Source organism: Candidatus Finniella inopinata (assembly GCF_004210305.1).
Taxonomy (GTDB): Bacteria; Pseudomonadota; Alphaproteobacteria; order Paracaedibacterales; family CAIULA01; genus Finniella; species Finniella inopinata_A.
The window spans coordinates 24,031-49,391 of record NZ_SCFB01000005.1; the positions used below are offsets into that span (position 1 = coordinate 24,031).

Annotated in this window: 26 protein-coding genes and 1 pseudogene; 14 read left to right on the forward strand and 13 right to left on the reverse strand. The window is 43.4% G+C overall.

Annotated elements, in window-relative coordinates; all coding sequences use genetic code 11:
• Positions 1-3 precede the first annotated feature (3 nt).
• Entirely contained in the window at positions 4-1,188 is a 1,185-nt protein-coding gene (locus EQU50_RS03735) for a S41 family peptidase (RefSeq protein ID WP_130153813.1), read from the forward strand.
• Between the two features lie 167 nt (positions 1,189-1,355).
• Here EQU50_RS03735 and EQU50_RS03740 read toward each other — a convergent pair whose 3' ends face one another.
• Entirely contained in the window at positions 1,356-1,583 is a 228-nt protein-coding gene (locus EQU50_RS03740) for a hypothetical protein (protein WP_130153814.1), read from the reverse strand.
• A 238-nt stretch (positions 1,584-1,821) separates the two neighbouring features.
• Between EQU50_RS03740 and EQU50_RS03745 the strand changes: the two genes are divergently transcribed.
• The 5 genes from EQU50_RS03745 (at position 1,822) to EQU50_RS03765 (ending at position 6,561) form a co-directional block, all read left to right on the forward strand.
• Positions 1,822-2,691, forward strand: a complete 870-nt coding sequence (locus EQU50_RS03745) for a hypothetical protein (protein ID WP_130153815.1) — start codon at positions 1,822-1,824, stop codon at positions 2,689-2,691.
• A 48-nt stretch (positions 2,692-2,739) separates the two neighbouring features.
• Entirely contained in the window at positions 2,740-3,051 is a 312-nt protein-coding gene (locus tag EQU50_RS03750; RefSeq protein WP_130153816.1) for a hypothetical protein, read from the forward strand.
• Between the two features lie 90 nt (positions 3,052-3,141).
• Complete coding sequence (gene glmS / locus EQU50_RS03755) at positions 3,142-4,983, forward strand: glutamine--fructose-6-phosphate transaminase (isomerizing) (protein ID WP_130153817.1); 1,842 nt, start codon at positions 3,142-3,144, stop codon at positions 4,981-4,983.
• Positions 4,984-5,017: 34 nt separating this feature from the next.
• Positions 5,018-5,713, forward strand: coding sequence for a metal ABC transporter ATP-binding protein (locus tag EQU50_RS03760; RefSeq protein ID WP_130153818.1), 696 nt, complete (start codon positions 5,018-5,020; stop codon positions 5,711-5,713).
• A complete protein-coding gene (locus EQU50_RS03765; protein ID WP_130153819.1) occupies positions 5,710-6,561 on the forward strand; it encodes a metal ABC transporter permease in 852 nt (283 codons plus the stop codon). The genes EQU50_RS03760 and EQU50_RS03765 overlap by 4 nt, the downstream gene beginning before the upstream one ends.
• Positions 6,562-7,165: 604 nt before the next feature.
• On the opposite strand, the gene EQU50_RS03770 is transcribed toward EQU50_RS03765, so the two are convergent.
• The gene (locus EQU50_RS03770) at positions 7,166-8,314 is read right to left on the reverse strand and encodes an ISAs1 family transposase (protein ID WP_130153184.1); all 1,149 of its coding nucleotides are present in this window, start codon (positions 8,312-8,314) and stop codon (positions 7,166-7,168) included.
• 231 nt (positions 8,315-8,545) lie between these two features.
• On the opposite strand from EQU50_RS03770, the gene EQU50_RS03775 reads away from it, so the two are divergent.
• On the forward strand, positions 8,546-8,908 hold the full coding sequence (locus EQU50_RS03775) for a hypothetical protein (protein WP_130153820.1): 363 nt from the start codon (positions 8,546-8,548) through the stop codon (positions 8,906-8,908).
• Here EQU50_RS03775 and EQU50_RS03780 read toward each other — a convergent pair.
• Positions 8,886-9,722: a 4-hydroxybenzoate octaprenyltransferase gene (locus EQU50_RS03780; RefSeq protein WP_130153821.1), complete on the reverse strand. Its 837-nt coding sequence runs from the start codon at positions 9,720-9,722 to the stop codon at positions 8,886-8,888. The genes EQU50_RS03775 and EQU50_RS03780 overlap by 23 nt on opposite strands.
• A 29-nt stretch (positions 9,723-9,751) precedes the next feature.
• Here EQU50_RS03780 and EQU50_RS03785 point away from each other — a divergent pair, with 29 nt between their 5' ends.
• The 5 genes from EQU50_RS03785 to EQU50_RS03805 all read left to right on the forward strand — a co-directional run bounded on the left by EQU50_RS03785 (position 9,752) and on the right by EQU50_RS03805 (position 13,968).
• Positions 9,752-10,456 (forward strand): 16S rRNA (uracil(1498)-N(3))-methyltransferase, encoded by a 705-nt coding sequence (locus EQU50_RS03785; RefSeq protein ID WP_130153822.1) that lies wholly within the window; start codon positions 9,752-9,754, stop codon positions 10,454-10,456.
• Positions 10,457-10,508: 52 nt separating this feature from the next.
• Entirely contained in the window at positions 10,509-10,970 is a 462-nt protein-coding gene (ruvX, locus tag EQU50_RS03790; RefSeq protein ID WP_207216307.1) for a Holliday junction resolvase RuvX, read from the forward strand.
• Positions 10,971-11,031: 61 nt separating this feature from the next.
• Positions 11,032-11,934 carry a GTPase Era gene (gene era / locus EQU50_RS03795; RefSeq protein WP_242508818.1) on the forward strand — a complete coding sequence of 301 codons (903 nt, stop codon included), beginning with the start codon at positions 11,032-11,034 and terminating at the stop codon, positions 11,932-11,934.
• Positions 11,931-12,629 carry a triose-phosphate isomerase gene (gene tpiA / locus EQU50_RS03800; protein WP_130153823.1) on the forward strand — a complete coding sequence of 233 codons (699 nt, stop codon included), beginning with the start codon at positions 11,931-11,933 and terminating at the stop codon, positions 12,627-12,629. Before era ends, tpiA begins: the two co-directional genes overlap by 4 nt.
• A gap of 85 nt (positions 12,630-12,714) precedes the next feature.
• On the forward strand, positions 12,715-13,968 hold the full coding sequence (locus EQU50_RS03805; RefSeq protein WP_130153824.1) for a hypothetical protein: 1,254 nt from the start codon (positions 12,715-12,717) through the stop codon (positions 13,966-13,968).
• Between the two features lie 163 nt (positions 13,969-14,131).
• On the opposite strand, the gene EQU50_RS03810 is transcribed toward EQU50_RS03805, so the two are convergent.
• The gene (locus EQU50_RS03810; protein ID WP_130153184.1) at positions 14,132-15,280 is read right to left on the reverse strand and encodes an ISAs1 family transposase; all 1,149 of its coding nucleotides are present in this window, start codon (positions 15,278-15,280) and stop codon (positions 14,132-14,134) included.
• Between the two features lie 129 nt (positions 15,281-15,409).
• Between EQU50_RS03810 and EQU50_RS03815 the strand changes: the two genes are divergently transcribed.
• Positions 15,410-15,967 carry a hypothetical protein gene (locus tag EQU50_RS03815; protein ID WP_130153825.1) on the forward strand — a complete coding sequence of 186 codons (558 nt, stop codon included), beginning with the start codon at positions 15,410-15,412 and terminating at the stop codon, positions 15,965-15,967.
• Between the two features lie 227 nt (positions 15,968-16,194).
• Here the strand turns inward: EQU50_RS03815 and EQU50_RS03820 are convergent, their stop codons facing one another.
• From EQU50_RS03820 to EQU50_RS03860, 9 genes and pseudogenes are all read right to left on the reverse strand, one after another.
• A complete protein-coding gene (locus tag EQU50_RS03820) occupies positions 16,195-16,473 on the reverse strand; it encodes an HU family DNA-binding protein (RefSeq protein WP_130153826.1) in 279 nt (92 codons plus the stop codon).
• 18 nt (positions 16,474-16,491) lie between these two features.
• A complete protein-coding gene (gene rpsA / locus EQU50_RS03825) occupies positions 16,492-18,210 on the reverse strand; it encodes a 30S ribosomal protein S1 (protein ID WP_130153827.1) in 1,719 nt (572 codons plus the stop codon).
• A 135-nt stretch (positions 18,211-18,345) separates the two neighbouring features.
• A complete protein-coding gene (locus tag EQU50_RS03830) occupies positions 18,346-19,158 on the reverse strand; it encodes a metal ABC transporter permease (RefSeq protein ID WP_165380330.1) in 813 nt (270 codons plus the stop codon).
• Positions 19,124-19,885: an ATP-binding cassette domain-containing protein gene (locus tag EQU50_RS03835; RefSeq protein ID WP_130153829.1), complete on the reverse strand. Its 762-nt coding sequence runs from the start codon at positions 19,883-19,885 to the stop codon at positions 19,124-19,126. The genes EQU50_RS03830 and EQU50_RS03835 overlap by 35 nt, the downstream gene beginning before the upstream one ends.
• Entirely contained in the window at positions 19,882-20,496 is a 615-nt protein-coding gene (locus EQU50_RS03840; protein ID WP_130153830.1) for an SH3 domain-containing protein, read from the reverse strand. Before EQU50_RS03840 ends, EQU50_RS03835 begins: the two co-directional genes overlap by 4 nt.
• Positions 20,493-20,939, reverse strand: a complete 447-nt coding sequence (dut, locus tag EQU50_RS03845; RefSeq protein ID WP_130153831.1) for a dUTP diphosphatase — start codon at positions 20,937-20,939, stop codon at positions 20,493-20,495. Before dut ends, EQU50_RS03840 begins: the two co-directional genes overlap by 4 nt.
• Positions 20,940-21,198: 259 nt before the next feature.
• Positions 21,199-21,444, reverse strand: a pseudogene (locus tag EQU50_RS03850) (type II toxin-antitoxin system Phd/YefM family antitoxin); the annotation flags it as partial.
• Between the two features lie 58 nt (positions 21,445-21,502).
• Positions 21,503-22,171, reverse strand: coding sequence for a site-2 protease family protein (locus EQU50_RS03855; protein ID WP_130153833.1), 669 nt, complete (start codon positions 22,169-22,171; stop codon positions 21,503-21,505).
• Positions 22,172-22,271: 100 nt separating this feature from the next.
• On the reverse strand, positions 22,272-23,651 hold the full coding sequence (locus EQU50_RS03860; protein ID WP_130153834.1) for a rhomboid family intramembrane serine protease: 1,380 nt from the start codon (positions 23,649-23,651) through the stop codon (positions 22,272-22,274).
• Between the two features lie 267 nt (positions 23,652-23,918).
• Between EQU50_RS03860 and EQU50_RS03865 the strand changes: the two genes are divergently transcribed.
• A complete protein-coding gene (locus EQU50_RS03865; protein WP_130153184.1) occupies positions 23,919-25,067 on the forward strand; it encodes an ISAs1 family transposase in 1,149 nt (382 codons plus the stop codon).
• Positions 25,068-25,361: the final 294 nt, after the last annotated feature.

Genomic DNA, 25,361 nt, shown 5'->3' on the forward strand with positions numbered 1-25,361 from the left:
GGCATGATGATATCCTCAAAATTCCTTATCATATTATTTCTTTTGGGGTGGGCATTAACTGGCTGCAATCAAGAACAAGACCAAGATTCAGAAGCGATCAGCTTAAATTTAGAAGCTTTGATTTCTGAAATTATTGACAAAATCCGGCAAGACTATGTGGATGATGTTCCTCAGGAAAAGCTTATTGAAGGGGCGTTGAATGGGCTTTTGGCAAATCTGGACCCTTATTCAGGTTACTTAAATGCCCAAGATTACAAATCTTTGACGGATCGGGTGAAAGGTGATTTTGCTGGTTTGGGGTTAGAGATTTTGGTGACCAAAGGGGTTATCAAAGTTATTGCTGCCATCGACGAAACCCCTGCTTTTAAGGCAGGTATTAAGGCTGGTGACACCATCACGCACATTAACAACCAAGAAGTTCATAAGCTTTCCAATCAGATTGTTTTGCAATCTTTGCAAGGGGCGCCTGGTACAGAAGTAACCCTCACGATCGTTCGCCAAGATGCCGAACCTTTTGTGGTGACGCTTAAAAGGGCTGTGATCGAGGTTAGTCCCGTACGGTTTGTCATGAAAGAAACGGTGGCTTATATTCGCCTGAGCTTTTTTAGCGAGAACGCCTCTTACAAATTGGGTGAGATTCTAAAGGGGTTAAGAAAGTCCCCCACTAAATTGCAGGGGTTGATCCTTGACTTAAGGGATAACCCTGGCGGTGCCTTGGATCAAGCCGTTGGGGTGGCTAGCCAGTTTCTGGATTCTGGCCTTATTGTTGAGATCAAAAGTCGCAATCCTGCCTATAACCAAAAATTATACAGTAAGGGGTATGACTTGTTGAAAGGGGTGCCGATGGTGGTTCTTATAAACAAAGGGACGGCTTCAGCATCGGAAATTGTCTCAGGCGCACTTCGCGATCATAAAAGGGCGATTATTATGGGGACGCGGTCTTTCGGAAAAGGGTCCGTCCAAACCTTATTTAGCATTCCAGGGCATGGGGGGGTGCGGTTAACAACGGCACGATTCTATACACCGAAAGGTCATGCCATTCAGGAACGGGGGGTAGAGCCGGATATTACAATTGAAAACACTGTACCCCAGGAAAATTCTAAATCGACCAAGGCTGATCTTATCGATGCCCAATTGCAAAGGGCTATTGATCTGTTGCGGGGACTGTCGGTATTTCAAAGGCGCTAACGCTTTGCAGAGAGAAGACAGATCTTTATCTGTTGTGATTTTAGTAAAAATCTGCAGAATTAAATGTTTTATAAGATCGAGAAGTATTTGCATTATATTTATGAATTGTTTATATAATATTTATTATTGCAATGTGTGTGCTTCTTTCATCATCTCTCTTTTGGAGTTTATCTAAAAATTATGCCTAAATCCATTTCATATAAGTTTCTGGCTTTTTCGTTTTTGTTGTTATCTGCTTTTCCAGCTTTGTGCGCAGACGACAGGAAAGTGTCCAACTCCTTAGATTTCGAAGCTTTTTGTGCCTTGTATTCTTCTATAACAAACGCTAAGCAGACACGCGAATCTTCTAACAGTTCACAAAAACTTGGGGTTGAAGAAGCCATATTTTCTGTCATGCCGCTTGTGCATAGCCAAGTGAACTTTAGCCACAGCTTTGCTGCCTTAACAGCTGCTAGGGATACAGACTCAGTACACTACACACAAATAATAAGGCGATGTGTGGGAGATGAGGTTACTGAACGCATGTTAAAGTTGGATGCTCATAATACAGCCCGCTTTTCTGACTTCATGTATCAAAGCTTAAAAGGGTTTTTAGAAATACATGCCCAGGTTAAAAATAGGCAAGCAGACTATATGAAAGCAAAGGATGAATATCTTGGCAATTTATGGCAAGAAATTAACGAAGCATCCAATAGAACAGCAGCTGACCTTATGACATTACTTGCTGGGGGTTGGCAAAGGAAAGACCCAAAATGGGTTATTTCCCCGCAAACTTTTTTCTCTCGGAATATTGAGTATTCTGGAGACTTAACCACAGAAGGTGTGCAAAGAAAGTTAGACCTTCTAAACCTTCTTGGTAAAGATAAACGCGCATTTAGTCAGTTGTCTTCTGAAGCAGGCCAAGAAGAATTTTATCAATTATGCGGAGATAATACTCTTGCCGCCCAAGGATTTGAAGAATTGATGTTTTATCAGAAAGTCAATATGGCTATCGCATCATGTATGGAAAAACCACCTGTTGATGCTAAGGCTGATGATCTTCTGACGGTTATTTGCAATGCGATGGGTTTAAATGCCTCTGATTTAGGGCTATTGAATAAACAAACTTCTAATTCATCATCGGATCGACGCTTTGTTATAGATCAAATTCGTAACCAAATGATGCGTGGACTTGTGGTTCCAAATACTATATTTATTCAAAGGCTTTTAAAGCCCTTTGCTGAATTTGCTGAAAAAGAAAAATTGCAGTTAAAAGAGGAAGAAGCAAAAGCAAAGAAGGCATTAAAAAATCGAAAAAAAAAGGAAAAGGCAAAACTTAAGAAAACCCTAGCAGCAAAAGAATCCAAGGCAGCTTCTGATTTGGCTTCCTCCTCTTCTGTGGCAACACAACCAAAAAAAGAGGCCAATGATGATGAAGAGGATGAGACATCTAAAAAGGATGAAGAGGATGAGCTAGACAGAGAGGATGAAGAATTTGACTTGGCTGCAGCGCTTCATTCATAAAAAGAGGCTAAGAAAACGCCTGTTGAAGAAGAGGAAGATTCTGCAGTTTTGAATAAAACAACAAAATTTTCAAAGTCTACTTTCTCTGACGTTGTTGTGAGACATGAACGCGGGACGGTTAATACCTTGGATTTTAAGGCTTTTTTGAACCAGGTAAAAGGACAGATCGCCCGGCCTCGCCCCAAGGGGATGACCTACTATAAGCTGCCAAATCTTAACGCCAATGCGGGGACAGAGCTTATGCTCTTCCATGTCCACCTTCCCCATGAAGAAAATGACCCTTTTTATCCAGCAATTTTACATCACTTTATTAGGCCTTCTGTGGTTGATGCAGGATTTACCAAAGAAATGTTTAGCTGAACTTTTATAGACAGTTTATATTCTCCTAGCCCCTTGTGATACAAGGGGTATATACTCTGCCTAACATTTCACTTACCAGATCAACTTACTATGTGTGGCATTTTAGGTATCCTCAGTTCTCAAACAGTTGCTGACAAATTGTTAGAGGGATTGTCCCGTTTAGAATATCGCGGGTATGATTCTGCGGGTATAGCAACCGTTCATGATGGACAAATTGAGCGTCGTCGCGCGGCAGGCAAATTAAAGAATCTAAAAACCCTTGTCGACGCGAACCCTTTGACCGGAACCATCGGCATCGGTCATACCCGTTGGGCAACCCATGGCGTTGCGAATACAACCAACGCGCACCCCCACAGCAGCCCCGATGTGGCGGTGGTTCACAATGGTATTATTGAAAATTTTTCCACCCTGAAACAATCCCTTCAAGAAAAAGGGGTCGTCTTTGAAAGCGAAACAGACACGGAAGTTGTTGTTCATTTAATTGCCGATTTTTTAAAGAACGGATTACCGCCTTTTGAGGCCGTTCAACAAACACTTCATCAGTTGCAAGGGGCTTTTGCTCTTGTGATTTTATTCCGTGATTATCCAGATTTGATGATTGCAACCCGCCGTGGCAGCCCTTTGGTTGTGGGTCGCAATCAAGATGAACGGCAAAATAGACTGTTTGTGGCCTCCGATGCCTTAGCTTTGGTGGGATGGGTCGACCAACTTTGGTATCTGGAGGAGGGGGATATAGCCGTTCTGGAAAAGACAGAGGTTGGCCTTTCGACCAGCTTGTACACCAGCGAGGCGCAGTCAGTTGAAAGAAACTGGCGCCCCAGTCAACTGTCAGCCGCTGCCGTTACCAAAGCTGATTACAGCCATTTTATGCTAAAGGAAATTTTTGAACAGCCCGGTGTCCTGAGTGATAGCATCCAATCCCTTATGGGGGTGGAGGGGACAACCGTTCATTTGCCATCCCTGAGGCTTGACCGTCAGGCGATAACCCAGGTGTATATTATTGCCTGTGGAACGTCCTACTATGCTGGCTTGGTTGCCAAATATTGGTTTGAAAAGTATTTTCAATTACCAACCCAAGTCGAAATCGCCTCTGAGTTTCGGTACCGGCAGCCTTGCTTGGATAAAAATGCTCTGTACCTGTTTCTTTCTCAATCAGGCGAAACCATTGACACGCTGGCCGCTTTAACGTTGGTCAAGAACCATGGTTGTGCGACGTTAGCTATTGTTAATGTGCCAGAAAGTTCAATCGCGCGTCAAAGCGATCAGGTTTTTTATACCCTTGCGGGGCCAGAGATTGGAGTCGCCTCGACAAAGGCTTTCACAGCTCAACTGGTTAATTTACTGGGTTTAGCGCTTTATTTAAAAGGGGAAAATAATCAGGATTTGTGCCAGGAATTGAGGTTGCTGCCAAGGCTTGTGGGTGAAGTTTTGCACGATCAGTCGCACTATCAACAGGTATCTTTGAAACTGGCTCAGGCTCAGCATGCCCTTTATTTGGGGCGCGGGTTACAATACCCCATTGCGCTGGAGGGGGCTTTGAAGCTGAAGGAATTGTCCTATGTACATGCGGAGGGATATGCGGCGGGTGAGCTGAAGCATGGCCCCATCGCGCTGATTGACGGCCAGATGCCCGTGGTTGTTTTGGCCCCTTATGACGAGTGGTTTGAGAAAACCCTGTCGAATATGCAAGAAGTTTTGGCCCGTAATGCTCAGGTGATTATTTTAACCGATGCGATCGGTTCTGATCATATTCATCAACAGGTTTCGAACAAATCAACGTTGGACATAATTATTTTGCCAACAGTGGCAAGCTTGACGAGTCCGTTTGTCTACACGGTCGCGGTTCAATTGCTGGCTTACTATGCGGCCTTGCACAAAGGGACAGATATTGACCAACCAAGAAACTTAGCCAAGTCGGTTACTGTCGAATAGATGCGTTTATGCTTTCAGGAATACACAAGGACCCATGATCCATTTTTCCAAATTATCACATTTTTATCGGCAAAAGGCGGCCTTAGAAGATATCAGCCTAAGCATACCTGCGCACACCCTGACTGCTGTTGTTGGCCCAAACGGGGCTGGAAAAAGTACGTTTTTAAAAATTATCGCCGGCCTTGTGAAGCCAAGCCAAGGGCAATTTATCCACCAAGACCCTTTCAACTTGGCTTATCTGCCCCAACAATCTAGCTTGGACAAAACCTTTCCTTTTTCGGTAAAAGATGTCGTGGCAATGGGATTGTGGCCGAAGCTTGGTATTGGCAAAAGCATCAGTCACGCCCAACACGCTTCCCTTGAACAGGCCCTTGAAAGGGTGGGGCTGAAGAATGTGGAAAACCGGGGTCTTGACGACCTAAGTGGGGGGCAGTTTCAGCGTGTTCTGTTTGCCCGGTTGATGCTTCAGGATGCGGATGTGTTATTGTTGGACGAACCCTTTGCCGCCGTTGATGAATCAACGACCCAGGACCTTTTGGGGTTACTGCAAGAATGGCACCGACAGGGCAAAACAATTTTGGCCGTGATGCATAATTTATCGTTGGTGCGACGTTTTTTTTCCGACACAATTATATTGGCCAGGAATTTAGTGGCCTATGGCCCCAGTCAAGAGGTTTTAACAACCGACAATCTTTTGCGAACGCACGGTATTATGATGGGTGCTTTATGACGATACTTGCTGTGTTGTATGAAAACTTGTTTGCTCCGTTTTATGATTATCTGTTCATGCAGCGGGCTTTGGCGGCATGCATTGCTATCTCTCTTTCAAGTGCCCCTTTGGGCGTTATTCTGATTCAAAGACGCATGAGCCTTATTGGCGAAGCGCTGTCCCACGGCACGTTGCCTGGCATTGCACTGGCTTACCTAGTCGCCGGCATGTGGTTGCCCGCCTTAATCTTGGGCGGTGCCCTTGCGGGTTTAATGGTTGCCTTTTTTAGCCATTTTGTATCGCAAAATACGTGTTTGAAGGAGGACGCAAGCTTCAGCAGTTTTTATATGATCGCCTTCGCTTTGGGTATTCTGATTCTGTCGTTACAAGAGGGATCTATTAAACTGGTCCATTTATTGTTCGGCAATGTTTTGGCCGTTGATGGCCCCTCCTTAATTTTTATGGTTGCGACCTCGGTTGTATCCCTGGTCATTTTTGCGATTATCTATCGGCCGCTTATTTATGAATGTTTTGATCCTTTGTTCATGCGGTCTTTAAAGGGGCCGACGCATTTCTATAACTTTACGTTTTTGACGTTAATGGTGGGCAATCTTGTTGCGGCCTATCAGGCATTGGGAACGTTGATGGCGCTGGGTCTGATGATGATTCCAGCTGTGGCGGCGCGCTTATTGGCGCATCGCCTAAAAAGCATTTTTCTTATCAGCATTCTGTTCGCCCTAATGTCCAGTTATGCGGGGTTGTTGCTGTCGTACCACTTCAATTGGCCCTCTGGCCCGACCATTGTTTTGGTGGCGGGTGGATTGTATATAGGGAGCCTGGTGTATGTTTTGGCCATCAGGCGGCATTAACTGCTGCCATTAGTACAACACACCTTTTTAATCATTTTTTAACGTTCCTCATGATAGTCTGATTGTGGTTGGAGCTAGAAACACCCACACATCGGTGGGTGCATGATTGGGCATATAAAAGCCCCCTTGTGATTTTTTCACAAGGTTACCTTGTTGAGGTGACGAAGCGCTTTGTTACTGTAGACGAATTTTCACCGGATTGGAACCCGGTGACGAGATGTGCCCAAAAATCGAGAGATTAAAGGGTAAAGGTAGGTTATGTTGAGGTGGAGCGGTTGGCAAAACAATTGCCAATTGTTTTGCGGTGCCGTTTTTTTTGGGATTGCCAGGTGGGTCCCAAATAATGTCAGTATTGTGTGCGATTCAGGGATCTCATATACCTCTACCTCCTCCAGGTAAGAGATGGCGCGTAGTAATAAGCTTCCATGGCGATTGCACTGACATCTCCTCAGCCTAGTTTTTAAAATTACGGTTTCTGCTATTTCCCAAACTTTTGTAGATTGATTTGATTTTGTAGGTTTTGAGAGATCTACTTCCTGTTTTTTTTATTTTTAGACACTATCCTCCCCTTTAAAAGACTTACCGTTTATATCAGTCAATCCGCTCAAACGCGCTTTAAATTGTGGTCAGCGGTTAGAATTTTCAATAAGTATTTGTTGTCCCAGCCTGCTACCTTCCGTCGACAGCTCACCCCTCGTTTATTCGTTTTTTCTTGCTTGAGTAGATTCAAAGCAATACGTCTCATGACAGCCAAATTCTTGGCCGCGTGGCCAACATGCACCTGGTTATGGTCTTCCCTAAAACCTACATCCAAAGACCAGTGCAGGTTAATTTCTATGTTCCAGTGTTTTCTGACAGCAACCATAAACTGATCAATATTTTCATAGGCTAAACTTGTTAGAAAGTAGCGGGTACTACGCTCAACCTGATTATTAGTTGTGCGTGTTGTTTCAAGCATGCCAACACCCTTTAACCCAGGCCAACGAAGTTGAAATACTGCCGGATCGCGTGCTGATACTAATGTATAGCGACGTGTTTCTATGCGACCATGATCATGGATCTTCTCTACTTTCCGTCGATTAAGCATCTTCTTGTACTGACGTGATTCTCCTATATGGAAAATTGCCTTGACCATTTCATGAAGCTTCGGTTGATTATCTTTTAGAGCTAATACGTAGTCTGCACCTTGAATTAAGATCTCTTCAGCAATTGACTGCTGACAACCCATGGCGTCAATGGTGACTGTACTACCAGTAACATCAATCATCTTGAGTAATTTTGGAATGGCTGTAATTTCATTGGATTTTTCATCCGTTTTAACTTGCCCTAAAAGAAGACTTTGATTGCTTGCCCAGGCACTTACAATGTGTAGGGCTTTTTTCTCTTTTCTTCTGTTGCCAGAACCCCGTAGCGTTTTTCCATCAATAGCAATAATCTCAGAATTAACATCGATAGAGAGTGACTTGATCCATGCATAAAAGCAGGATTCAAATTGCTCTGGGTCAAGTATGGAAAACACACGGCCAAAAGTATCATGAGATGGCACACCATTAGGCAGCTCGAGAAATGTTGATAACCAATCGTATTTGGCTTTGCCAAATTCACTAATATCAACCCAGTTATCAGCGCCACAAATTGTGGCCAATATTGTTATTACCAAGATATCGTGCAATTTGTGAAGCTTGTTGTGGTTATCAATACGAGGATCGGCAAGAGGTTCAAAATGTTTGAGGAAAGTATCTGATAACTGCATCCCTGTTTCCTTTTTCTTTATTGAGAAAAAAGAATAATAACAACGGATAGAACAGCAGAAAAGCCGAATAAAAAATTAGGAAATAATTTTTAGAATACTAAACTAATTTTCAGTGCAATCGCCATGGTTAAACACCCAATCTGAACGAAAAACGGGCTGTTTTTTTATTGAAAAGGACAGATGGCGCATCATACGATAATCAAAGGGGCCCATTTTAATAAAAGGAATTACATGCTAAACAAAACTCTTTTAATGCTGCTGTCTTTGTTCATCAACATGGGTGCGCAGGCTTCATCTTCACCCCTTATACAAAATGAAAATGGATCAACAGGTTTCCTTCAGACAGGTTCACAGATGCCCCATAACGGGGTTAGCTTAACAAACGCTCAACTTGAGTCTTCTATGGAGGTAGTGCGCGCAAATCTTATGGCTAACGCTACTAACCCTGAAGAACAGCATGTTCAGCAGATGCTTGATTCTTTGGCTACAATGGACTTAAACGCTGGCAACATCGATGCACAGAAAAAAACCCCCAGCTTCTTAACGCGCTTGTTTTTTTCATTCATAACATCTACAACAACAAAAACAGAATAAACAATCCCAGATAAATATGGCCTTTAAAAAAGGCCATGCAATCCATGGCATCATGAGGCTTCCATCGTTTTAACCGAACAAAAGCCCCCCCAAAAACCACCCCAAGAATGAGAAAAGATACCGTTGAGTAGCTCAACGTACACAGCCCAAAAAACATTCCCCCATAACAAACCGCTGGCAACAAACGCGGTCGATTTTTGAAAAGAAGGGCGGTGGATTTTAGACCCAGCAGCTGGTCATCCTCGATATCTTGAAAGGCATAGATTGTGTCGTACGCCAGGGTCCACAAAATGCCCACACCGTAAAGCAACCAGGGTCGACTGCTGTGCAAGGCATCTTGGTTGGCGCACGCGATTAAAACGCCACTATTAAAGGCAAATCCCAAAACCAATTGGGGCCAATGGGTTAGCCGTTTCATAAAAGGATAGATGAACAACAAGACAAAGGCCAGGATGGATAAAATTTTGGCTGTGGGGTTTAGGCACATCCAAACACCGATGCCCCCCATCATCAGGACCAAAAACAAACAGATGGCCTGGGTTTTTGACACGGCTTTACTGGCTAGGGGACGATTGCGTGTTCTAGCGACTCGCGCATCAAAGGATTGATCGGCCCAGTCATTGACAACGCACCCTGCACTTCGTAAACACAGCGCCCCAATAAAATACAGCCCCAGCCATTGCCAAAACTCTTTGGTAAAAGGTGATAAACACAATGCCACCCCCCACCAACACGGCAACATCAATAACCAAATGCCGATGGGCCGGTGAAGGCGACAAAGATGGATCATCGGCGTCAAACGGGCTATAACCATACCAAGATTATCGCTAACTTTTTATATATATGCCCAGACTGTACTTGAACCAGCCCCTGACAGAAAAGACCTTAATCACATTAAGCCTAGAGCAATCTCATTATCTGTTGCATGTGCTAAGGCAACGGGCAGGGGATAAGGTGACTGTCTTTAACGCAGAAAATGGGGATTGGTCTGCTGTCGTTAGGGAATCGGTGAGGAAACAAATTGTTCTTGAAATTAACTCACAAATAAAGCCGGCTGTTCCAACAAATCCCCTTTGGCTGGCGTTTGCCCCTTTGAAGCAAGAGGCGACCAACTTTGTTCTGGAAAAGGCGACAGAACTTGGGGTGACCCACGTGCAACCGTTATGGATGGATCATTCAAACACCCAACGCCTGAATGAGGAACGCTGGCAAAAAATCATGATAGAGGCGGCAGAACAATGCGAACGTCAAGATATACCTGTGTTACTGCCCAGTTTAAAGTTAATGGATTTTTTGGGCAATCTGCCCTCTGAGCCTTTGTGGTTCGTGGCATTAGAGCGGTCAGATCAGACGCCTTTGTTGAGCGCCCTTCAAAAAAAACCGCAGGGTCCATATGGATTTATTATCGGGCCAGAGGGGGGATTTTCAGCCGTTGAGCAACAGGCATTCCGGCAGCATCCTTCCCTGCAGATTATCAGTTTGGGATGGCGTGTCTTGCGGGCTGAAACCGCCGCCCTTACTGTTTTGGCCGTAGCGCAGAGCGTATAAGATGAAAATTAATTTACCCCAAAATCGAAGGTTGATGAGGTACTAGACTTTTATGTTATTAGCTGATTTACAAGCCCTTAAGACTGAAAAGAAGCCGCTGATGCGTTTGCTGGGAATTGACCTGGGTGACAAGACAGTGGGCCTAAGCTTGTCTGATACTACTTGGACCATTGCTAGTCCCTATCAGACTTTGGCGCGTTCATCAGATCAAAAGGCCATAGACGACTTAAAAAAGGTCATTCAAGAATTTTCGATTATGGCCATTGTGATGGGATATCCTTTGAACATGAACGGCAGCGCCGGCCCTCAAAGCCAGAAAGTTGTTCAGTTCTCTGAAAAGTTGCTGACAAATCACAAGATCCCCCTTTTGCTGTGGGATGAACGGTTGTCAACGGCAGCGGTGACCCGTACCCTTATAACGGCCGATGTATCGCGTAAAAAACAGAAAAAGGCCGTTGATAAATTGGCCGCAACTTTTATTTTACAAGGCGTTTTGGATTCTCTTAATTTTTAAAATTTGAATTTAGGAAATTAACCTCTATAAATGGCTAAGATTAGAAATAAGGCTGGTATTGATGAATATGAATGACGCTGCCAAAAGGTGTGGCTTTATAGCCGTTTTGGGCCAACCAAACGCGGGCAAGTCAACCCTTGTGAATGCCTTTGTGGGAAGCAAGGTTTCGATTGTCTCGCCCAAGGTTCAAACCACCCGCCGCAGAATTTTGGGGCTGACCATTCACGAGCAGACCCAACTGATTTTTGTGGATACACCTGGTATTTTTACGCCCAAACGATCTTTGGAAAAAAGCATGGTCAAAACTGCGCTGGAGGCCCGTCAAGGTGCCGACAAAGTGTTGTTGATTGTGGACGCGCGGCAAAAATCGTTCGAGGCCAGTTTTGCCGTTTTAAAACAACTGGGCGAACATCAATCGATTGTTTTGGTCTTGAACAAAATTGACCTGATAGATCGTCAACGGCTGTTGGCCATTATCCAAAAGTTTCAAGCTTTCCCCCAAATTAGCGATACCTTCATGATTTCTGCCTTGACGGGAGAGGGGGTCTCGGACCTGTTGCAATGGTTGGCCGTCAGAATGCCCCAAAGCCCTTGGTTGTACCCAGAGGATCAGATGACTGATCTGCCCTTGCGACTGTGGGCTGCAGAAATAACCCGGGAACAACTGGTTTTGCAATTGGAACACGAATTGCCTTATGAAACGTATGTTGAGACGGAAACGTGGGAAAACTTTGAAAACGGCAGCGTCAAAATTCAACAGGCGGTAGTGGTGGCCAGGTTGGCGCAAAAAGGGATTATTCTGGGCCGCCAAGGTCAACGCATCAAAGCCATCAGCCAACGGGCGCGCATTGAAATGGAAAAGCATCTGGGTCACCCGGTCCACTTGTTCTTGTTTGTTAAAGTAACCGATGATTGGATGGACAAACCCCATCTGTTAAGAGAAGCAGGGATTTTAGACTCATGAAAACTATTGTTGCAAATTGGAAAATGAATGGCAGCTTGGATTTGCTAAATCAGGCCATGGAGGCGTGGCAGCTGAAATCCGGCACCAATAAAGTAATTTTGTGTCTGCCATCTGTCTTTTTGTCCGCAGCCCATACTCTTTTGCGGCAGCCGAATTTTTTCCTTGGTGGGCAAGACTGCCATGCTGCTCTTCAAGGCGCCTTCACGGGGGATACCAGTGCGCACCATTTGTATGATGCGGGGTGTCGTTACGTGCTGGTTGGTCATTCTGAGCGTCGCCAGCATCACCATGAATCGAATGCGATGGTCAAAGCCAAGGCTCAGGCTGCCGTGGCCGCTGGTTTAACGCCAATTATTTGTGTTGGGGAATCGCTGGAGCAACGGGAACAAGGGTTGGCTCTTTCTGTCCTTCAAGAGCAGGTTGAGCAGTCTATACCTGACAATGCCACCGACTTTTACGTGGCGTATGAGCCGATTTGGGCCATTGGCACGGGTCGCGTTGCTGCCCTGGAGGACATTCAGCAGGTGCATGCATTTTTGAAGCAACAACTGGGTGTTGGTGTAAAACTGCTTTATGGCGGTTCGGTGACTGCGGATAATCACGCCTTTATTTTAAGTTTGGAGAATGTTGACGGCGTTTTGGTTGGAGGCGCCAGCTTAAAGATCGATGATCTAGGGAAAATGGTCCGCTTCTGATAGGTATCTAAAGTTTAAGAAAAAAACTTGCTAGATTAATAAAAATTTTGTTACAATTTTATCCGGTATTTATATTGGAGATTGTATGGTTTTATTATGGCAGAGGTGTTTTTTTCTGGCCGTTTCGTTAGTAGCGTCGTCGATATCATCTGTTTCAAGTTCTTTAGATTCTGGTGATTTTAATCCTTTGTTTGCCAGTTCACCCCTCAGCCTTGCCTCCTCTACTGCCAGTCCTCCATCTTTAACTTCGCAGCTGAGCCCCGCAAATGGCACTAATTTCAGTCCTCTATCCTCTTTTTCCCCTTCAGACCCCAAGGGAATCCATAAATCTGTTTCCATGGTTCATGTTAATAAAGCTTCCTACGCCCAGTTAGGAGGATTGAGTGATGACATTGAGGATGAGGAAGATGAACTTGGGGAGGAGGGGTTAGATGATGATCAAATTGCGGAAGAAATTAGAGATATCTACCCGCAATTTTTCACGGGTGAGGCTCGATCATCCCAATTTGCAGACTTTACTTCCAAAACTTTTATACCCTTTCTGCAAAATCAGGCCACACAACAACATCCGTATCCGGATGAGATCGAAGTATATCTGCACCAGACTGAACCCAGGCGTGTGCGAACCGAACCATTAACCGAAGCATTAATCGTGCGAGCTATTGACGCAATTATAGGATTGCAGCCGCAGTCAACTTTCTTAATTGCTGATGATTTAAGCCAACAACTTACAAAGGTGTTGCCAAAAAGAAGCTATTTCCCCGTATCAGGCGAAAGCCCGCTTGGCCATCGTTACATGCTTGATTGTTTGCTGAATCATCGCCACCCAATCGCGGTACCAAAGCAAGGGCAGCACATTAGAGCCTATGGGGTTGATATGTCGGCTTTTGGTTTTAGTGTGTGTGGATGGGTGAAATATTTAAAGTGTAATCCTCATAACGTCTTAAGAAGGGCCGCAGCTTCATTAATAGAAGATGCCGTCTCAAAAGGTTCTGATCGCCAAAAAGTAACCCCTGAAGTTGTTCAACAAATATCAATTAAATATGGAAAATTATTAGATCAATTCAAATCTCTTTTAATTGATTTAGACTATCAGCTTGTCGGGAATAAAATGAACGAATCAGAGTATTGCCGTTGTGTGATCGGTTTATATTGGTTGATTTTGGAATCTAATTTGTTACCAAATGGGACTTTACAGAAAGATCAATTCCACGAAACATTGGGGTACATATCAGAACAGGCAAAAGAATCAATAAGCGCTTATTGGTCTTGGGAAAGCGAGTATGAGTTTTTTGAGACGTCGCCTTTGGATGGGGTGCCAACATGGCGATTGCACTGACATCTCCTCAGCCTAGTTTTTAAAATTACGGTTTCTGCTATTTCCCAAACTTTTGTAGATTGATTTGATTTTGTAGGTTTTGAGAGATCTACTTCCTGTTTTTTTTATTTTTAGACACTATCCTCCCCTTTAAAAGACTTACCGTTTATATCAGTCAATCCGCTCAAACGCGCTTTAAATTGTGGTCAGCGGTTAGAATTTTCAATAAGTATTTGTTGTCCCAGCCTGCTACCTTCCGTCGACAGCTCACCCCTCGTTTATTCGTTTTTTCTTGCTTGAGTAGATTCAAAGCAATACGTCTCATGACAGCCAAATTCTTGGCCGCGTGGCCAACATGCACCTGGTTATGGTCTTCCCTAAAACCTACATCCAAAGACCAGTGCAGGTTAATTTCTATGTTCCAGTGTTTTCTGACAGCAACCATAAACTGATCAATATTTTCATAGGCTAAACTTGTTAGAAAGTAGCGGGTACTACGCTCAACCTGATTATTAGTTGTGCGTGTTGTTTCAAGCATGCCAACACCCTTTAACCCAGGCCAACGAAGTTGAAATACTGCCGGATCGCGTGCTGATACTAATGTATAGCGACGTGTTTCTATGCGACCATGATCATGGATCTTCTCTACTTTCCGTCGATTAAGCATCTTCTTGTACTGACGTGATTCTCCTATATGGAAAATTGCCTTGACCATTTCATGAAGCTTCGGTTGATTATCTTTTAGAGCTAATACGTAGTCTGCACCTTGAATTAAGATCTCTTCAGCAATTGACTGCTGACAACCCATGGCGTCAATGGTGACTGTACTACCAGTAACATCAATCATCTTGAGTAATTTTGGAATGGCTGTAATTTCATTGGATTTTTCATCCGTTTTAACTTGCCCTAAAAGAAGACTTTGATTGCTTGCCCAGGCACTTACAATGTGTAGGGCTTTTTTCTCTTTTCTTCTGTTGCCAGAACCCCGTAGCGTTTTTCCATCAATAGCAATAATCTCAGAATTAACATCGATAGAGAGTGACTTGATCCATGCATAAAAGCAGGATTCAAATTGCTCTGGGTCAAGTATGGAAAACACACGGCCAAAAGTATCATGAGATGGCACACCATTAGGCAGCTCGAGAAATGTTGATAACCAATCGTATTTGGCTTTGCCAAATTCACTAATATCAACCCAGTTATCAGCGCCACAAATTGTGGCCAATATTGTTATTACCAAGATATCGTGCAATTTGTGAAGCTTGTTGTGGTTATCAATACGAGGATCGGCAAGAGGTTCAAAATGTTTGAGGAAAGTATCTGATAACTGCATCCCTGTTTCCTTTTTCTTTATTGAGAAAAAAGAATAATAACAACGGATAGAACAGCAGAAAAGCCGAATAAAAAATTAGGAAATAATTTTTAGAATACTAAACTAATTTTCAGTGCAATCGCCATGGGGGTGCCAAATCTTTCAGACAAGGAAATTGTGCAGCTCGTTTCGAGGAATTTGGATGCAGCTAAGCCATTTTTGGTGCCCACCGGCTTCATCCCCTTTTCTCAGAAAGAAGCTGATTTGGGCATCAAAAAATCGCGCCGATTTATCGATGTGCTTATCAGCAATAACAGTGGAGAATCGTCGTATTATTCTTTCCCCACCCTGTACCATAAATATGAAAATGCTAAAGACAATCTTAGACTTTTGAGTGGGGCAGGAATAAAAATAAAATTTACAAATTTACCGACTGACAGAGCCACGGCTAGAACCGCGGCATTAAAGAATATTAAAAATGTAAAACTGGCATTGATGAGCAACCTCGACTTTTTGGTAAAAACAAATAAAGAGATAGAGGGACGAGGTGAATTAGATGATTCTTTAGTAGAAGAAGATGTTCAGCAAGAAAAAATAGACCATATAAACACTACTAGTTGCGGAGCTGATGAAAGTTCATCGTACTCTGCTGGTGCTGCCGCATATCCATATAAAAAACATCGAGCTAGCTCGACAGATTACGAATAGCCGCCGTAGTTTCTGGAGGTCTTATCCAAGGCAATATAGCCCATTCAAACCATTTCCCCGGTTTTTCTGTTTGATCTTTTTCCCATAAACGGCGGCTCAAAAGCCTTTAATAGAATGACTATTCGCGACTTTCTCGCGTTGTTTCTGGAAAAAATCTCTGTCATGAAAATCCCGCAAAATGATTTGAATTAGGTATAGCTAAAATTTATAAGGTTACTTTGTTGAAGTCATTTGCTTTGATTGATATCACTTTGAAGCTGTTTTCCCATTTTGAATTGTAGATATGTTCGTTCTGGGATGAAAACAGTTTCGCCCGTGCCAGGGTTTCTGGCTTTGCGTGCGGGACGTGTGCAGAGGGAGAAAATACCAAAACGTCTTATTTCAACACGTCTTTTTTCAAGAAGGGCGCTTTGGATGGTTTCAAAAAACACATCCAAAGCCTTTTTCACAAGGTCCGGGCTAAAGTTTTGGCCTTCTTGAGTGGCTTTAGTCTCGCCCGGATTCATAAAGATGCCGCCAGTAGCTTATGCCCCAGCAGATTCGTCGTTACCCTTTTTCTTTTTCAAAGCAGCACCTAAAATATCACCCAAGCTGGCTCCACTATCGGAAGAACCATATTCGGACAAGGCTTGCTTCTCTTCATCAATCTCTCTCGCTTTAATTGACAAAGTGATCTTTCGGCTTTGGCGATCAACTGTTAATACTTTCGCATCAACTTTCTCGCCAACAGAAAAGCGATCAGGATTCTGATAGGCACGGTCACGTGACAAATCGATCTTTTTAATGAAACCTGTTAATCCTTCAGCAACTGAAACGTCCAGTCCTTTATCTGTGGTTTGAGTAATAGTACAAGTTACAACCTGGCCTTTTTGAACTTTATCGCTGGCTTCGGCAAACGTGTCAACAGACAGCTGTTTGACACCCAAACTGATACGTTCTTTTTCAAAGTCCACATCTAAAACTTTAACCGTAATGGTCTGGCCCTTCGTGAAATCAGCCATGGCTTCTTCACCAGGCTTATCCCAGGACAAATCAGACAAGTGAACCATGCCGTCCAGCTCTTCGCTAACGCCCACAAATAAACCAAATTCGGTTACATTCTTGACAACGCCATCAAGGGTGCTGCCCGCTGGGTGTTGCTCCATGAACTTTTGCCATGGGTTCTCACTGCATTGTTTCAAACCTAAGCTAATGCGTCGTTTGTTTGTATCAACTTCTAGTATGACCACGTTAACTTCTTGACCAACGGTTACAATCTTGCTTGGATGAACATTCTTTTTGGTCCAGCTCATCTCAGTGACGTAAATCAACCCTTCGATTCCATTCTCTAACTCAACGAAGGCACCATAATCAGCGATGTTGGTTATTCTGCCCATGTGACGTGAGCCGATTGCATAGTTTTCTTCGATTCCCTTCCATGGATCATTTTCTAGCTGTTTCATGCCAAGGGAAATTCTTTGGGTCTCTTTGTTAAAGCGAATGACCTGAACCTTGATTGACTCACCAATTTTCAACATATCGCTTGGGTGATTAATACGTTTCCAAGAAATATCTGTTACGTGCAGCAAACCGTCAACACCACCAAGGTCTACGAACGCACCATAATCAGTAATGTTTTTGACAATACCATCAAGAATCTGGCCTTCAGTTAGCTGCGATACTAATTCTGTTCTAGCCTCTGCCCTTGATTCTTCCAAAACGGAACGGCGCGACACAACGATATTGCTGCGTGCCTTGTCCATTTTCAACAGTTTAAAGGGTTGTAGAATATTCATTAATGCAGAGATATCGCGAATGGGTCGAATATCGACTTGGCTGCCTGGCAAAAACGCAATGGCGCCATTTAAATCAACCGCAAAACCGCCTTTAACGCGTCCAAAGATCGTTCCGTTAATCAACAGACCTTCCGCATGGGCTTTCTCTAATTCATCCCAAGCCGCTTCACGACGGGCTTTTTCGATGCTTAGAACAACTTCGCCATTTTTATCTTCCAACCGTTCAACGTAAACGTCGATTTTATCTCCGACGCGGACTTCTTCTTGATCCTTGGTCTGTATTTCCTTTAAGGGAACACGACCCTCTGATTTAAGTCCGACGTCAACGATTGCCAAGTCGTTACGGATGGCAACAATGGTGCCCTTTACAACGGTGTTTTCAAAATTTTTCTGGCCAGCGAAGGATCCTTCTAGCAAAGCTAAGAATGATTCTTTTTCGATAGGGGCTTGGGAAGTAAGATTAGACATGGGGTTCCTTGAAAATAAACTAACGCCTGTTTTGGTTTCCCAACCAAAACAAACGGCTAAGGGTTAATAAGATAATCGTACCAGATATTAGACCAAAGAGTAATCAGCCACAAGCATTCTTTCCTGTCTTTATTGTCATGAACGATAGACTTTAAGTCGGCTTATCAAAAACAAAGATAGTGCAGTGACCACAATCATCGCTCCACTGGCTGTATTGAACTGAACTGATAAAAATAGTCCCAAGCTGATGCTGATTAAGGCTATGAAGAAGGTTAACACGACCATGGACTTTGGAGACCGGGCAAACGATGCGGCTGTTGCGGGTGGTATCACCAACAAGGCGGGCACCAACAATGCACCAATGAATTTCAGGCACGCGGCAACGGTAATGGCCACAATCACGGTTAACTGGCGCTCCAGAAGGGTCAGGTTAATCCCCTCGGCCTGGGCCAAATCTGGATTGAGTGTGATCAACAAAAGTGGCTGCCATTTGTAATACAGGAAAACCGCCACTAAGCTGGCGGCCACAAAAATAACGGCTAAGTCCCCAAAGGTGACCGTTAATATATCACCAAATAAGTAACTGGCAGGGTCGGTGGGTTTGGCAGAAATTTTACCCATCAGAACCATGCCGATGGCTAAAGATCCATATGACAAAATCGCCAGCGCCGTGTCTGACCCCAACTGGGTCTGTTTGGGGAAATAACTTAAGACAAGCCCCACCATAATGCAAATGGCAAGGACGCCCCAAAACAACGACACGTTTAAAACCAGGCTTAAGGCCACCCCCAAAAGGGTGCTGTGAGCCAACGCGTCACCAAAAAAGGAAAGGCGGCGCCATACCAAAATGCAGCCAATGCCACTTGTCATCACCGACAAACCGATTCCGGCTATCCACGGCACAATTAAAAAATTATAAAGGTTCAGAACACTCTCCTTCATAGCCATTGTGGCCGTCATGGCGATGGTCGTGATGATGAATATAGGGAACGATGCTGGAATTCAGATCAACCCCAAATAATTTTTGATAGTGGGGGTCATTCATGACCATTTCAGGATGTCCCGAACAGCAAATGTGGCGGTTAAGGCAAATAACCTTGTCAGTTGCGGCCATTACCAAATGTAAATCATGGGACACCAACACGATGGCACAGTTTAATTGTGTGCGGAGGTTTGCCAGCAACTGATAAAACTCCGTCTGGCCGATGATGTCCACCCCTTGGGCAGGTTCGTCCAGGACCAATAAATTTGGCTGGCGTAGAAGGGCACGGGCCAACAAAACCCTTTGCCATTCGCCACCCGATAATGTTTGCAAGGATTGGTTGATAAGGTAATGACCCCGAACCAATTCCAGCGCTGCCTTCAAATCACGCTTATGAATAGGGGTTGGTTGCGACAATTCCAATAAGCCTTTCACCGTCAATGGCAATAACGGGTTAATGTCGATTCTTTGCGGCATGTAGCCAATTTGTAGGGGGCGAGAGCGCCAAACTGTTCCGGCTGTTGGTTGAATAAGGCCCAAAATGATTTTTAAAAGGGTTGTCTTGCCCGCCCCATTCGGGCCGATGATCGTGATAATTTCCCTCAAATCCACCTGAAGATTGATCCCTTCAACGATGGTTTTGTTCTGTTGCTGATAGGTGACGCCCTCAAGACGGATAAGGCACGTCATCAGTCGAATTTCATTTCATTCGGGTAAATACCCCACAAACAGCGGCGTTTGATCCATCCTTTGTAGGTGGTGTTGTTGGATTTTATTTCAATTTTGCACCAGTTTCCTTGGCCTTCAAGGACCTTTGCGATAACCCCAGGCTGAAGATGCGCAATGATTGTGGATTTTTCATCAGGTTTTTTTCGAAGGGGTCTTTGTTTATGCAAAATCCAAACCGTCCGTTTACCAGATAAAAGGCTTTTGTGAACCCAACCTTCGGTCCCTTGCCAATCACGAATTTGGCGCCATGTGTCGAATTCGGCGATAATTTCAACGGGTAAATTTTGCAGCACATAGCGCCATTCCACGGGGTAGTTCTTCCCAGGGCCCACATGCAAATTGACAGAGTTTGAGCGCAGGGATACATACCGGGGAAGAGGAAGCGCATTCGGTAGAGCCCAAATCGGCTGGCAAAAAACCAATAGAATCAATAAAAGGACGGTTTTTTTTACCCAAACAGTTTCAAGAATTGGGGCGAAAAATAAGGAACGAGCATCGGAGTGTAGACGACTACATGAGAAGCGCCGGTGACGAAATTTTTCGGGGCCAATTCTTGAAAGTGGAAGGGTACTCATAGGCCGGTGGACCCAAACCCTTTATCATCACGCTGAGTTGTCGAAAGTTCACTTTGTTCTTGCCAAACAACTTTTGTCACTGGCGCAATCACCATCTGGGCGATCCGCATGCCGGGTGTCACCGTAAAATCCTGGTCACCATGGTTATGCAAAATAACAATAATTTCGCCCCGATAGTCGGCATCAATGGTGCCCGGTGAGTTCAAAACAACGACGCCGTTTTTGGCGGACAAGCCTGACCGGGACCGTATCTGAGCCTCGAACCCCGCGGGCAAAGCAAGCGCGATTCCCGTTGGCACCATATGACGATGACCGGGCTTCAGGGTTATGTCAGCGACAATAGCCGCACTTAAGTCCATGCCAGCGCTTTGTTCTGTTGCATAAAAAGGTAAGTCCAAGTCAATGCCATGGGGTAGTTTTTGAATGGGGACGGCTAGGGTCATTTGATTATATCTTTATTAAAGAATTAAAAATTTCCCCTATCTTATACTGCCTTCAGATGAAAATGTTGATCTTTTTGCGACTTTCCATTTTGCTCCAGTCTGGGTTTATGCGTCGTACACATCTTTTCGATGTTTAATAGTGATAATGGCTTACTTCCCAGACATCATCATGTTTCACTGTTTTAATGTTTTCGACGTCTCTGCTTTCAGCAAAAGTAGTAAGCGCTCTATCCTCACGACGTTCTAAATCTTCTAGGCATAGGTCACTCAAGCTGACCTCAATTTCTTCTTCCCCCTGCCTCTCTTGCGCAATTTTCGCAAGATACAAGTCGTCCAAAGCCTCGATCATACCCTCAAATGTTTTGGCAGGGACACAATAGAAAACGGGCTCATTCCTATCAAGAATAGCAATCGGCTCCCCACCTGCCGCTTTGAAAGTTGCCATGGGATTTTTTTTCAGTTCTGTGATCGTGGCTGAAAGATGCGTCAAGATCAGGTTTTTCACTCTTCAAGTTCTCCCTTTGTTCTTTATTTATGATTTTTGAAAATAGCACATTTAAATTCTATAAATGCCCACTTAAAAACAAAACCCCAATTTGCAACGCCTTTAACAAAGGCATCAAGATCATTAACAGGGGGTTAAAGTGAATGCCTATCGTTGCCAAGGCGCTTGGCAAAAATAACATCAACAAGATGATCATAGGTGTGTAGGGTTCCACTTTTAGATACGATTCAGCCCACGCGGGTGGCAGGGCGCTGGCAATCAAACGTCCCCCATCCAAAGGGGGCAAAGGCAGCAGGCTAAAAACCATAAACATAAGATTAATACGAAAGGAGTTAATCAAAATTTCATTGCCCAAAGTGTCCGCGGTCGGGTTCAAATGAATCAACATAACCGAGGTCCAGGCGATAAACAGATGAACAAAAAGCCCAGAAAGAGTCACAACAACGGTGCCCAACTTATGGGGATGCAAACGGTTAAAGTTTATGGGAAGTGGTTTTGGCCAGCCCATTATAAAAGGTGCCTGCATCAACAATAAAAGGCCTGGCAGAATAAAGGTTCCCAGGGGGTCAATATGAACCAAAGGGTTAAAGGTATTACGGTGTTCAGCTTTGGCTGTCGTATCGCCAAATTTGCCAGCGACAATGCCTCGCACAGCGGCATAACTGGTAATGGCGAATGCTAAGGCGATTAACGATGCCAAGGTGGCAATAAAATACGACAAAGTCATGAAACCCTTACCCAAAATTCTGTATCCAATTATTTGCGGTTAGACTACACATCTTTCAGATGATTTTGCGAGGGTATTTTTGGAAATGCGCTTTCAAAATTTATTGAATTCCTCTCGCCTTTTTCCATTGTTCAAATTCTTTTTCACCTTTTTTAAACCATTGCACAGCTATTTCCTCGTTTTTCTCTACACCAATACCATTTTGGTAAAGATAACCAAGGTTGTTGCAGGCAAAAGCAATATTTTTAGCGGCAGCTAATTCATAATATTTAATGGCTTCTTTATAGTTCTTTTGCATTTCCAAAAGATAACCTAAATTTTTATATACTAAAGCGTAACCTTGATTAGCAGCGAGCCTATAATATTTGATAGCTTCATCGTGGTTTTGATTAACCCCATCTCCTAACTGATATGCCTTCCCTAAGAAAGACAGCGCTCTCATATTGCCTTTTAATGCCGCCTTCTTAATCAATTCAAAAGCTTTTTCTAAATTCTTCTGAACTCCTACTCCATCTATATACATCAATCCAAATAACCACTGAGCAAGTGTATTTTCTTGATTGACAGATTTTTGAATCCATTCTAGGCCTTTCTGAATATCCTTTTTTAACCCATAACCTTCTAAATATATAATCCCAAAATAAAGTTGAGCTGTTGACTCTCCTTCCTCAGCAGCTTTCTTAATCCATTCAAGGGCAGACTTATCTCCTTTTTTTATATCATCCATAGTATGAGAAAAATATGCATTTTTAGTTTCATTAAATTTATTGGATAAATCGATAACGCCATAGGTTAAGTACGCTGCAGTTATTGCAAAGAAAAGCATCATCAAATAAATTGTATATTTGATAAGATTCCTCTTGGTGAGCATTATCAGGGTATATGTTAATATCCCTCCAGTAATAGCTCCTCCAAGGTGCCCAGCAAAATCAATATGATACGCATCGTTCGAAGAAGGAATTAAACTTGGAATGAGAACACGAAGAGAGTGGGTAAAAAGATCGGTTCTTTCTTGTGTATCTTTAACCAGCGAAGAAGCAACCAGCAGGATACTAGCAAATAGGGCCATAATTCCACCCGATGCTCCGATAGAAACAATAGCTGGATCATTAACAAATAGAGAAAGGCAAGAGGATCCTAGACACCCAAGCATAAAAATAAATAATATCCAGCTTCTGGATATATATATTTCAAGCATTTTGAGGGCAAAAAAAAGAGCAATAATATTGCAAAGAAAATGAGCAGGGCCACTGTGTAAAAAATTGCAGGTTAATAACCGGTAATATTCGCCCGTCATGTTTACAAGGTTTTTCCCTGATCCTCCCATTGCAACCAAAGTTGATATATGAAATTCCAAAGATTCCCCCGAAGGAAGAAAACTAAAGTGGTACTGCAAAGCAAATACAGCACTTATTAATAGGATAAGGATAGGAGCAACAATATGCCTTTGTGAGGGTTTAACGAAATACTCTTCTGTCATCCACCAAAATCCAATGTTATAATTAAAGGAAGCGGCTTACGAAACCTCTATGTTCGTGCATTCCCCTAGACTCACTTGATGGTAAAGGTGGTCCTCTCCTGTTTCAAGGAAAAACGGCTCTTATAACACCACTATCATGACCATGGCGATTGCACTGAAAATTAGTTTAGTATTCTAAAAATTATTTCCTAATTTTTTATTCGGCTTTTCTGCTGTTCTATCCGTTGTTATTATTCTTTTTTCTCAATAAAGAAAAAGGAAACAGGGATGCAGTTATCAGATACTTTCCTCAAACATTTTGAACCTCTTGCCGATCCTCGTATTGATAACCACAACAAGCTTCACAAATTGCACGATATCTTGGTAATAACAATATTGGCCACAATTTGTGGCGCTGATAACTGGGTTGATATTAGTGAATTTGGCAAAGCCAAATACGATTGGTTATCAACATTTCTCGAGCTGCCTAATGGTGTGCCATCTCATGATACTTTTGGCCGTGTGTTTTCCATACTTGACCCAGAGCAATTTGAATCCTGCTTTTATGCATGGATCAAGTCACTCTCTATCGATGTTAATTCTGAGATTATTGCTATTGATGGAAAAACGCTACGGGGTTCTGGCAACAGAAGAAAAGAGAAAAAAGCCCTACACATTGTAAGTGCCTGGGCAAGCAATCAAAGTCTTCTTTTAGGGCAAGTTAAAACGGATGAAAAATCCAATGAAATTACAGCCATTCCAAAATTACTCAAGATGATTGATGTTACTGGTAGTACAGTCACCATTGACGCCATGGGTTGTCAGCAGTCAATTGCTGAAGAGATCTTAATTCAAGGTGCAGACTACGTATTAGCTCTAAAAGATAATCAACCGAAGCTTCATGAAATGGTCAAGGCAATTTTCCATATAGGAGAATCACGTCAGTACAAGAAGATGCTTAATCGACGGAAAGTAGAGAAGATCCATGATCATGGTCGCATAGAAACACGTCGCTATACATTAGTATCAGCACGCGATCCGGCAGTATTTCAACTTCGTTGGCCTGGGTTAAAGGGTGTTGGCATGCTTGAAACAACACGCACAACTAATAATCAGGTTGAGCGTAGTACCCGCTACTTTCTAACAAGTTTAGCCTATGAAAATATTGATCAGTTTATGGTTGCTGTCAGAAAACACTGGAACATAGAAATTAACCTGCACTGGTCTTTGGATGTAGGTTTTAGGGAAGACCATAACCAGGTGCATGTTGGCCACGCGGCCAAGAATTTGGCTGTCATGAGACGTATTGCTTTGAATCTACTCAAGCAAGAAAAAACGAATAAACGAGGGGTGAGCTGTCGACGGAAGGTAGCAGGCTGGGACAACAAATACTTATTGAAAATTCTAACCGCTGACCACAATTTAAAGCGCGTTTGAGCGGATTGACTGATATAAACGGTAAGTCTTTTAAAGGGGAGGATAGTGTCTAAAAATAAAAAAAACAGGAAGTAGATCTCTCAAAACCTACAAAATCAAATCAATCTACAAAAGTTTGGGAAATAGCAGAAACCGTAATTTTAAAAACTAGGCTGAGGAGATGTCAGTGCAATCGCCATGCTATCATGACGCCCCCTCTGAAGGGAACGAGGGGGGCGAATAAGCCCTCTTCACAAACACAAAAAATCCCCGAAAATCATCTGAATGGGGTATAACACAACTATTCAGTTTACA

What these genes read in the sequence shown, in the direction of transcription:
- EQU50_RS03735 (WP_130153813.1), top strand. Translation starts at nt 4, where the DNA reads ATGATGATATCCTCAAAATTCCTTATCATATTATTTCTTTTGGGGTGG.
- EQU50_RS03740 (WP_130153814.1), bottom strand. Translation starts at nt 1,583, where the DNA reads ATGACAGAAAATATGGCTTCTTCAACCCCAAGTTTTTGTGAACTGTTA.
- EQU50_RS03745 (WP_130153815.1), top strand. Translation starts at nt 1,822, where the DNA reads ATGAAAGCAAAGGATGAATATCTTGGCAATTTATGGCAAGAAATTAAC.
- glmS (WP_130153817.1), top strand. Translation starts at nt 3,142, where the DNA reads ATGTGTGGCATTTTAGGTATCCTCAGTTCTCAAACAGTTGCTGACAAA.
- EQU50_RS03760 (WP_130153818.1), top strand. Translation starts at nt 5,018, where the DNA reads ATGATCCATTTTTCCAAATTATCACATTTTTATCGGCAAAAGGCGGCC.
- EQU50_RS03765 (WP_130153819.1), top strand. Translation starts at nt 5,710, where the DNA reads ATGACGATACTTGCTGTGTTGTATGAAAACTTGTTTGCTCCGTTTTAT.
- EQU50_RS03770 (WP_130153184.1), bottom strand. Translation starts at nt 8,314, where the DNA reads ATGCAGTTATCAGATACTTTCCTCAAACATTTTGAACCTCTTGCCGAT.
- EQU50_RS03775 (WP_130153820.1), top strand. Translation starts at nt 8,546, where the DNA reads ATGCTAAACAAAACTCTTTTAATGCTGCTGTCTTTGTTCATCAACATG.
- EQU50_RS03780 (WP_130153821.1), bottom strand. Translation starts at nt 9,722, where the DNA reads ATGGTTATAGCCCGTTTGACGCCGATGATCCATCTTTGTCGCCTTCAC.
- EQU50_RS03785 (WP_130153822.1), top strand. Translation starts at nt 9,752, where the DNA reads ATGCCCAGACTGTACTTGAACCAGCCCCTGACAGAAAAGACCTTAATC.
- ruvX (WP_207216307.1), top strand. Translation starts at nt 10,509, where the DNA reads ATGTTATTAGCTGATTTACAAGCCCTTAAGACTGAAAAGAAGCCGCTG.
- era (WP_242508818.1), top strand. Translation starts at nt 11,032, where the DNA reads ATGAATATGAATGACGCTGCCAAAAGGTGTGGCTTTATAGCCGTTTTG.
- tpiA (WP_130153823.1), top strand. Translation starts at nt 11,931, where the DNA reads ATGAAAACTATTGTTGCAAATTGGAAAATGAATGGCAGCTTGGATTTG.
- EQU50_RS03805 (WP_130153824.1), top strand. Translation starts at nt 12,715, where the DNA reads ATGGTTTTATTATGGCAGAGGTGTTTTTTTCTGGCCGTTTCGTTAGTA.
- EQU50_RS03810 (WP_130153184.1), bottom strand. Translation starts at nt 15,280, where the DNA reads ATGCAGTTATCAGATACTTTCCTCAAACATTTTGAACCTCTTGCCGAT.
- EQU50_RS03820 (WP_130153826.1), bottom strand. Translation starts at nt 16,473, where the DNA reads ATGAATCCGGGCGAGACTAAAGCCACTCAAGAAGGCCAAAACTTTAGC.
- rpsA (WP_130153827.1), bottom strand. Translation starts at nt 18,210, where the DNA reads ATGTCTAATCTTACTTCCCAAGCCCCTATCGAAAAAGAATCATTCTTA.
- EQU50_RS03830 (WP_165380330.1), bottom strand. Translation starts at nt 19,158, where the DNA reads ATGGCTATGAAGGAGAGTGTTCTGAACCTTTATAATTTTTTAATTGTG.
- EQU50_RS03840 (WP_130153830.1), bottom strand. Translation starts at nt 20,496, where the DNA reads ATGAGTACCCTTCCACTTTCAAGAATTGGCCCCGAAAAATTTCGTCAC.
- dut (WP_130153831.1), bottom strand. Translation starts at nt 20,939, where the DNA reads ATGACCCTAGCCGTCCCCATTCAAAAACTACCCCATGGCATTGACTTG.
- EQU50_RS03855 (WP_130153833.1), bottom strand. Translation starts at nt 22,171, where the DNA reads ATGACTTTGTCGTATTTTATTGCCACCTTGGCATCGTTAATCGCCTTA.
- EQU50_RS03860 (WP_130153834.1), bottom strand. Translation starts at nt 23,651, where the DNA reads ATGACAGAAGAGTATTTCGTTAAACCCTCACAAAGGCATATTGTTGCT.
- EQU50_RS03865 (WP_130153184.1), top strand. Translation starts at nt 23,919, where the DNA reads ATGCAGTTATCAGATACTTTCCTCAAACATTTTGAACCTCTTGCCGAT.